Raw genomic sequence first — 6,663 nt, 5'->3', positions numbered from 1 at the left:
CCTTCCATTCCAACGAACGGATCGCACCATCAAAACCTGGGATCAAACAATTTAGGGCCAGAGCACTGACCCGCCATGGAAACATTGCAGCACTCAGGTTCCCCCTGGTTTGAACACCTAACGGACCGACTCAGCACCTTCCAACTGTAGGACACGGTATTCGTCATCCTCCACGACGATGAAGAGTTGTTCTCCGTTGAAATCGATTGCGTTCGAAGACGTCATCAGGCGCGCGAACGCGTCACCTCGCGATGGGTCTGGACAGAGCGCCAGCGTCGTCGGGCCCGGGGTCATCGTCAGCATCGAGTCCGCCAGCGTCCAGTCCCCGGTGACGCGGTTGCAATCAGCCTGCATTGTGTAGCTACCATCTTCAGAAAACGTGACTTCGTATTTCTCCGGAGCATTGATCTCGATTTCCTCGAGATCCGCCGTGGCGGCCATCGTCCAGACCCACGGAGTAGATTTAAGTCTGAGGCGTGGATCGGACAACTCGGCGATCACGTCGAACGCGGCATCCATCACCGGGTCTTCGCCGTTGCGGACAGCAGCAAGGGTCTCAAGCGTTACTGGAACGCGGACATCGGGAATGACGCCTGCCGCCTCGAGATTTGGCTGGCTCGAGTCAGGGAATGTCGTTCGCCCCGCAGTATATTGGAACGTGATCTCCTCTGGCATTGCGATCCTATCGATGAACCCGCCAGCTCCGAGAGACGCATGCTGTCCAACGACTACAGCGCGGTCTAGGAGCTGGAGGTGCTGGGTGAAGTATTCGCAGGCACTGGCGCAGCCCTGGTCGATCAGAATGACCAACGGACCGGTGAAAGCCAAATCAGCGCGCGGTGCAAAAAGCGTTCGATCCGCCGCAAATTGTCTGACAAACCCGCCAGCATCCGTATCGTACGCATAAGTATCAAAGGGCTGTTCCGGCATCGGGTCATCTTCTTTGAAGAAGTAAGACGCCATCACCTGGTAGAGTTCGACCAATCCGCCACCGTTACCGCGCAGGTCGAGGATCATGCCGGTACTGCCCGTCTCGGACTCGATCTGAAGCGCCTCTTCGAGCACGGCAATCTTCGACAACATGTGGTCCGAGAAGTTGCGCCAGGACACGATGGCGACACCACCGACGGAGGAGAAATCGATTGGCATCGAGGACCTCTCCGGTTCCGACAGTTCGAAAGGAACCATGTAGTCGCCAGCCGTCATTTGGACGGTTTGAGCGTCCTGATCGCCCGGGTTGCGGAAGGTGAAAGAGACGTCCGCTCCATCGGGAAAGCTGAATAGACGCGGTGCCCTCAGATAAGGCTGCAATTCGGCGACACCGGTCGCTTCGATCAACGGCAGTGATGCGAGATATTCACTCACAGGCGTGCCATTGACCTCGAGGATTTCGGTGCCTTCGGTCCAGCCTGCATCCGCGGCTGGAGAGCTTTCGGCGACCCGGCTCACAACGATCATGTCGCCGGGCGGGATACCCGCGTCAGGGTCGGATACGACCAAGGCCTCCGCACCGATCCCAGCACCGAACCGGGTCAGTTCGAACTCCTGCTTTGCCGAATTGATCGCCTCGTTCAGAAAACCGGCACTGACAGCAGTATGGGTGTCCTCGAAGGACAGTGCCATGTCGTTCAGAGCAAGATAGAACTCCCCGGCGTCTTCGGCAGCCGCCGCAGCCTCCACATCAGGACGATAGGTCGAAGAGACAGCATCCCAATCGATGCCCCGAAACTCGGAATAGGCGTACCGGGTACGCAGGTGGTCGATCAGCGCGTCGAACGCTTCGACATAGCCGAGGTCTGAGAAGTCGGGAGACGCCGCATCCTCAGCTTCGATCGTATGGATTTCCGAGCGCGGATCGAGTTCGATGATGACTTCGCTATCTTCATTCAATCTGGCAACTGACCAGCCCAGTGGCACAACCTGCTGCGGATCGTCCTCGGTGAACCATGTCCCGTCTTCGCCCCATCCGGCCGGAAAGGGCTCGGCGCCATCCTCGGAGAACAGCAGCAGTGCCCCGGTCTCGATAGCACCGGTGGTTTGGTCGAGCAGAATCGAGAACAGCCCGCCATACTGTTCGAGCTGCTCGAGATAGCTGTCGGAGGAGAGGTTCGGTGCTGAAACAAGGGTGAAGATGGCCAGCCCCGCACTGCCATCCCCGTTCATGTCCAAACGACCGCCTGGAGGAACGATAGGAAGGTCGATCCGGAATCGACCCTCGCCCGCAAACAGCGGGTCGACAAACCGCCCGAGAACTTGGTCGTCAGCAGCCACAAAGCTGTCGAAGCGACCAGAAACGATGTCGGTAGCATCCAAGAGAGCAACAGAAGGATTTGGCCAGTACTGCGGCTGGAAGATGAAGCTCTCAGAGGAGACAACGCCTTCGACCGAAATTGGCTCGGCATGGGCCAACGCAGTGCTCGCGGCAAGAAGCGCTGCGTACGAAAGGAGCTTTTTTCGTCTCATCTTTTCCTCAAACTTCATTACGTTCAGGCCTTGGGCCGAATATGATCTTCAAATTCGGCCGGTCAGGATGCGATGAAAAGACACTTTTCGTGATTGCACCGGCACTTCGACATCATGAGCCAGCTCTCAACTTGGATCAGTCAGATCAGGCTCGGCACGGGGCGAACGCTTTCGTAGCGAGTGACTAACCCGCTAAATTGAACTGCCATTATATCGCCACCTGATCGCTGAGCGCTCTACGGCGATGCAACAACGCCCACGGGCAACTCGCCGTCACAGATGAAGGCGCCTTTTCCTGAAGTTCCCTCAATCTCGAAAGCGTCTTCGCCAGGTACAAAGATCATGAAGAGGGCAATCGCATCATAAACGACTTCCCCACCTGGTAGGTCCAATTCTTTCCGCAACTGCAGCGTGTTCGTCGTGATCGAGTTGCCCGAAGCAGCTACGTTGGCTGTGCAAAGTCCATCAACACATGACCAGACGTTGTCCTCGATGATGTCTTCTTCACCAAGAAAGATCGCGATGCCATCAGCATCTGCAGCGTCTCGCGCAGCAATTCGCAGGGGTTCTACATTCAGATCGTCGGCCGTTCCAGTTTCACTCCAAGCCATCGCACCGGTGCATTGAACAACGGAACCACCGAACAGCGCCTCCAGTGACTCACTCGCGCTTGCGATTGAAGGAACAAATGAGGCTGCCAAAAGCAACGCTGCAACGATTGGGTGTGTCAGATTGTTCATCCTACTTCCCTTTCACTTGCATGTATCGAAGCCCAAAAAAGCGAACCGGTCAGAGCGATGAGTTCAGAAACATCAGACAATCTGAACGACATAAAGCCAAGTTCTTTCCGGCCTCGACAGCACATGGTCTCGGCGATCCAAGTCAACGTGGGAGTTGGATGCCGCTGTTGCGTCAGTTGCACGCCGGGTAGTTGGCGCGATCTGCTTCTGTCACATCCACAGGGCATTCGGTCGCGCGATTTGCTTCCGAGATATCCGCCTCTGTCGTAAAGGATTGCTCTTCGACACATCCCGCCAGGGCAGCGAGGATGACGGAAACAGCAAGGGCATTCTTCATGGTCTTTCCTTTGATTTTGGTAAGTGTCTTCGTTCCATCCGGGTGACTCAGCAGTCGCCGGGCGGAAGCATGGTTACATCGGAATAGCGGCCATTGGAGGTGGTGATGCGTGCACAGGCGCCAGTGCTTCGGTTGAACCAGAAAGCCGTCAGGCCTTCCGTACGAATGAGTTCATATCCAAGGTTCTGAATTCCCATTTCTGCCTGACCGGCACGCGCGCCCTCAAATGCAGACAGGTCACTGCTGCTACCAACGGAGGGTTGACCAACAGTCGGTCCATCTTCCGCGCAAGCGGCGAGCAAAAAAACAGTGGCAGTGGCCAAAACTCTGGTTGCAAGGATCATCGAAATCGTCCTTTCGTCTTCGTCACAAAGCGTAACGATTACGACCGGTTGCGCAACCCTTGGCCGACTGCTTGTTCAAGACAGAGCTGGTCGCTAGGGTAAGGGTCGAAACGCTCAGGGAGTTGCATATGTCGTTCAAGAAACTCACCGCTGCAGCAATCGCTGCGTTGTTCATTGCGTCCCCGATCCTTGCTGCCGAGCAGGATGCCATCGACGGATGTATCGACCAATTGAGGGTGGTCGGTGGGCCGGATGGTCAGTCCGGCGAAGTGCTGAGTTCGGAATTTTCAGAAGCAGCGACCTTGGTGATGTTGCGCGACCTCGGCGGCACGACCTGGCGCTGCCTTGCCTATTCCGACGGAACTGTCGAGGAACTGAGCGTCGCGAACGCTGCCGATGATGGCGGGGGAGCCATGGCAGGGGCAACCGATCTTGTGCGCGTCAGTTTCGACGCAGGTACGACCGGGACCGAGCTAAGCGATACGCTGGCGCCGGGCGCTTCGCGACAATACATCATCGGTGCTGCCGCCGAGCAGGACCTGTACACCCGCGTCGCTGCAGACGGGCCGACGCTGGATTATCAGATCTTTAACCCGGACGGCTCGTTCCTGTTGGAGCGCACCGGCGGCGATCTGGAATATCGGGGCGAGCTTTGGCAGTCCGGCGACCACGTGATCGAAGTTATCAATCGGACCGGGTCAGAGCAGAGCTACAACCTGATCATCGGCATCGAATAACCGTTTGTCACCAGGGAGAAATCGGATTTGGCCACTTCCTTGACCAGCGAAGGTGCCCGCTCGTGCATGAGTTGACAGCGAAATTCTGATGAGACTTTGCAAGATTATTGTCGGACTGTTCGGTTTGCTTTGGCTCCTTGCCATTGCTGTCCTTCTCATCGGACAGTTTGGCCTGTTCGGACAAGAGCGCGATCCGCTGGCCGGAGTTTTTCTGGTACCGCTTGGTTTTCCGTGGAATCGCTTCATCGACATCGCACCTGAAGCTTCATGGCCCTGGCTCGCTACCGCGATACCGCTGATCAACCTCCTTCTGCTTTGATCGATCTGCCGCCTTCCTGGAAATAGACACACAAAATAAGGACTGGAGCGCTTCATGAGACCAACACTCAAATGCCTTTCGATCGCCGTTGCGGCTATGGCGGCAAGTCCCGGACTTGCTCAGGAGCAAGTCGCTGAAGCCATTGGCACCGGAATGGGGATGGTCATCGGGCTGACCATTGCGATCGTCGTCGGCGCGATTGTTGGCTGGCTGGCCAGCCTGATCGTCAAAGGCTCCGGCTCGGGGCTGCTGACGGATATCCTGATCGGCATCGGTGGATCGATACTGGCCAGCTTTCTATTCCCCGCGATCGGTCTTACCTTCGGTGGAAGCCCCATCGCCGCGATCCTCTCTCCACTTCTCGGGGCGATTATCTTGCTCCTCGTCATCAAGTTGGTTCGGCGCTGATGCAGTCGCTGGATGAATTAAATATGTGGCACAGGAAATATCTCCCTTTGATCTAACGCGACTGTTGCCCGGCAATGCAAAGGCGTAGCCCCTCAGATGCGATATTTGGGTTACTTTAGCCAACCTTCACCCCCAAAACGACGTATAGTCCGCCGCGAAATACCCATCCGCCGCCCGGAAATACCCCTGCAGCTCGACCGTATCGCCTTCGCCCAGCGCCGCCATGGTCTGGAGCCATAGGGTCGTGGCCTCGGAGAGATGCGCGCCGGAGATCTCGCCGAAGGAGCCCTTGATCTCCGTCGAGCCGTTGAGCACCAGCCGCCCGCGCTTCCGGGAGGATGTTTTGGCATTGAACTGACTTGGGAGCGTCTAGCGGAAGAAGTTGGCACATCGGCAAACCCATATTCTGGTGGGTGAGACGGACATTCGTGCCGAACGCGGCGAATGACTGGAAACCGCCCTTCTTCCTCGATGCTGCGGTAGCGCACGGGTGTATTTCGCGTTCGCAGCGAAGGTCCGAAAGGTCGGAATTTCGTTGAAAAACTCTTCGCTGCATGTGCAGTGGAACGGCTTCGGAGTTCGGCGCAAGCCTCTTCTTTTCAGGCGCTTTGCGGTTTCTGCGGTGCGGGAAAGATCTTGGCCAGTTTGCGGAGGTTCTGGGCGGTTGCTGCGAGGAGGAATTCGTCGTTTGCGCCGTTGGGACCACGTAATCGGAGACGGCGGAGACCGAGAATGCGTTTGAGGTGGGCAAAGAGCATCTCGACCTTCTTTCGGAGCTTCATCGAGGTTTCGTACTGTTTGGTCTTGGCGATGTCGCGGGCTACCTGCCGAGCGTCTTCATGTTCCTCGCGGGTGATCGTTCGCGCTTCGGCATTCGGACAGCACTGCTGCTTCGATGGGCAAGCCTGGCAGGTCAATTTCAGCGCCCGGTATTTCGCTCTGCCTTTCCCGGTCTGACCTCTGGACGGGTCCGAGTAGTTGCGGCGGAACTGCTTCAGGCCGTGGCCTTCAGGACATATGATCTGGTCGTTTGCGGCGTCCCACTCGAAGTCGTCTCGGGACCAGGTGCCATCCGTTCTTTCGCTCTTGTCGATCACCGGGATATGCGGTGCGATCTTGCGATCAACCAGCCAGCCGAGCATCGGCCCCGATCCGTATGCCGTATCCGCTGCCCGGCAGTTGATTGCGAAGCAATCAATGAGAGGGGCGATCAGACGTTCCGGGTGCAGGTCAAACCGGTCCTTTGCCTTTTCCAGCATGGTGCGAGTTGCTCCAACCTCCGCCTGGCGGATGGACCGCGTCGCCTCGACTCCGA

9 protein-coding genes are annotated in these 6,663 nt (G+C 57.2%); 3 read left to right on the top strand and 6 right to left on the bottom strand.

Features of this window, described 5'->3' with window-relative positions:
• Positions 1–117: 117 nt before the first annotated feature.
• The 4 genes from AX756_RS24345 to AX756_RS24335 form a co-directional block, all read right to left on the bottom strand.
• On the bottom strand, positions 118–2,481 hold the full coding sequence (locus AX756_RS24345) for a S41 family peptidase (protein ID WP_068318407.1): 2,364 nt from the start codon (positions 2,479–2,481) through the stop codon (positions 118–120).
• 218 nt (positions 2,482–2,699) lie between these two features.
• The gene (locus AX756_RS24340) at positions 2,700–3,203 is read right to left on the bottom strand and encodes a hypothetical protein (RefSeq protein WP_068318405.1); all 504 of its coding nucleotides are present in this window, start codon (positions 3,201–3,203) and stop codon (positions 2,700–2,702) included.
• Between the two features lie 172 nt (positions 3,204–3,375).
• Positions 3,376–3,540 carry a hypothetical protein gene (locus AX756_RS25925; RefSeq protein WP_156461686.1) on the bottom strand — a complete coding sequence of 55 codons (165 nt, stop codon included), beginning with the start codon at positions 3,538–3,540 and terminating at the stop codon, positions 3,376–3,378.
• A 47-nt stretch (positions 3,541–3,587) separates the two neighbouring features.
• Positions 3,588–3,884, bottom strand: a complete 297-nt coding sequence (locus AX756_RS24335; protein ID WP_068318402.1) for a hypothetical protein — start codon at positions 3,882–3,884, stop codon at positions 3,588–3,590.
• Between the two features lie 71 nt (positions 3,885–3,955).
• On the opposite strand from AX756_RS24335, the gene AX756_RS24330 reads away from it, so the two are divergent.
• The 3 genes from AX756_RS24330 to AX756_RS24320 all read left to right on the top strand — a co-directional run bounded on the left by AX756_RS24330 (position 3,956) and on the right by AX756_RS24320 (position 5,348).
• Positions 3,956–4,621 (top strand): hypothetical protein, encoded by a 666-nt coding sequence (locus AX756_RS24330; RefSeq protein WP_156461685.1) that lies wholly within the window; start codon positions 3,956–3,958, stop codon positions 4,619–4,621.
• 88 nt (positions 4,622–4,709) lie between these two features.
• Positions 4,710–4,940, top strand: a complete 231-nt coding sequence (locus AX756_RS24325) for a hypothetical protein (RefSeq protein ID WP_068318395.1) — start codon at positions 4,710–4,712, stop codon at positions 4,938–4,940.
• 54 nt (positions 4,941–4,994) lie between these two features.
• Positions 4,995–5,348 (top strand): GlsB/YeaQ/YmgE family stress response membrane protein, encoded by a 354-nt coding sequence (locus tag AX756_RS24320; RefSeq protein WP_231701182.1) that lies wholly within the window; start codon positions 4,995–4,997, stop codon positions 5,346–5,348.
• Positions 5,349–5,474: 126 nt separating this feature from the next.
• On the opposite strand, the gene AX756_RS24315 is transcribed toward AX756_RS24320, so the two are convergent.
• On the bottom strand, positions 5,475–5,663 hold the full coding sequence (locus AX756_RS24315; RefSeq protein WP_231701181.1) for a hypothetical protein: 189 nt from the start codon (positions 5,661–5,663) through the stop codon (positions 5,475–5,477).
• A gap of 284 nt (positions 5,664–5,947) precedes the next feature.
• A partial coding sequence (locus AX756_RS24310; RefSeq protein ID WP_156461683.1) for a transposase occupies positions 5,948–6,663 on the bottom strand: 716 nt, incomplete at its 5' end.

The sequence above is a fragment of the Aliiruegeria sabulilitoris genome, assembly GCF_001558155.1.
GTDB lineage: Bacteria > Pseudomonadota > Alphaproteobacteria > Rhodobacterales > Rhodobacteraceae > Tropicimonas > Tropicimonas sabulilitoris.
This window is presented reverse-complemented; position numbering and strand designations above follow the sequence as displayed.